2 protein-coding genes are annotated in these 1,076 nt (G+C 72.3%); one reads left to right on the top strand and one right to left on the bottom strand.

Annotated elements, in window-relative coordinates; all coding sequences use genetic code 11:
• Nucleotides 1-139: 139 nt before the first annotated feature.
• Entirely contained in the window at nucleotides 140-373 is a 234-nt protein-coding gene (locus tag AC1DP0_RS22200) for an Lrp/AsnC family transcriptional regulator (RefSeq protein ID WP_030146698.1), read from the bottom strand.
• Between the two features lie 184 nt (nucleotides 374-557).
• Between AC1DP0_RS22200 and AC1DP0_RS22195 the strand changes: the two genes are divergently transcribed.
• Nucleotides 558-1,076, top strand: a 519-nt coding sequence (locus tag AC1DP0_RS22195; RefSeq protein WP_478088799.1) for a thiamine-phosphate kinase, incomplete at its 3' end; no start/stop codon positions are given.

Here is a 1,076-nt window from a genome sequence, read left to right as displayed (position 1 = left end):
GGCGGCCGACGAGCACACCGGCGCCGATGCCTGCGGTGCCAGCGCCACCTCCGGAGCGCGCGTGCACGCGGACAGCACGACGGCGGCGCCGATCAGCGCCGCCGTCGTGAGGGACGTGCGTCCGGTCAGGGGGCCGGCCTCAGACGTGGACGACCGTGCAGGTCAGCGTCCGCGTGATGCCGGGAACGTCCTGGAGCTTCGCGATGACGAGACGACCGAGGTCGTCGACGTTGGAGGCCTCGACGCGCGCGATGACGTCGTAGGGGCCGGTCACGTCCTCTGCGAGAGTCACGCCCGAGATGCCGGCGATCTGCTCCGCCACGCTCGCGGCCTTGCCGACTTCGGTCTGAATCAGGATGTAGGCCTGGACCACGTGTCACCTCACTGTGTGTCGATCGTTGGACGGTCGAGCACGGGCACGGTGCACGGCACGACCGGTCGGAACGGCAGGCCTCAGTGTGACTGCGACCGTGCCCTGACGCTACCTTGCCATGGGGCCCCACGTCCCCTGGAAACCGGGCCTCCGAGGACCGTCCATCGAAAGGGTGTGTGATCGCGTGCCGAACGTCGACCGGCTCCAGCGAGGGCCGATGATGACGGGCGGCACGCCGCTGCGCTCGCTGGACGAGGACGAGCTGCTCGCCCGCATCCTGCCCGCGTTCCCGGCGGGAGACGGCCTCCTCGTGCCGCCGGGGGACGACGCCGCCGTGCTCGTCACCTCGGAGCGCATCATCGCCACGACCGACACCGTGGTCCTCGGCCGCGACTGGCTCGACGCGTGGTCGTCAGGCGCCGACATCGGTCACAAGGTCGTGGCGCAGAACCTCGCCGACGTCGCGGCGATGGGCGGACGGCCGACCGGTGTCCTCGTCACCCTCGTCGCCGACCCCGAGCTCTCGCTCGAGTGGGCGCTCGACCACGTGCAGGGTCTCGCCGAGGCGTGCGCGGCAGCGGGGGTGGCGGTGCTCGGCGGCGACCTGTCGTCGGCGCCCCCCGGGGTCGTCATGGTCTCGATCACCGCTCTCGGCCGACTCGACGGCGACCCGGTGCTCCGCTCGGGCGCGCGGCCCGGCGAC

It is taken from the genome of Terrabacter sp. P5_B1 (assembly GCF_056400505.1).
The sequence above is the reverse complement of the archived record's forward strand: the minus strand, read 5'-3'. Positions and strand labels throughout refer to the sequence as shown.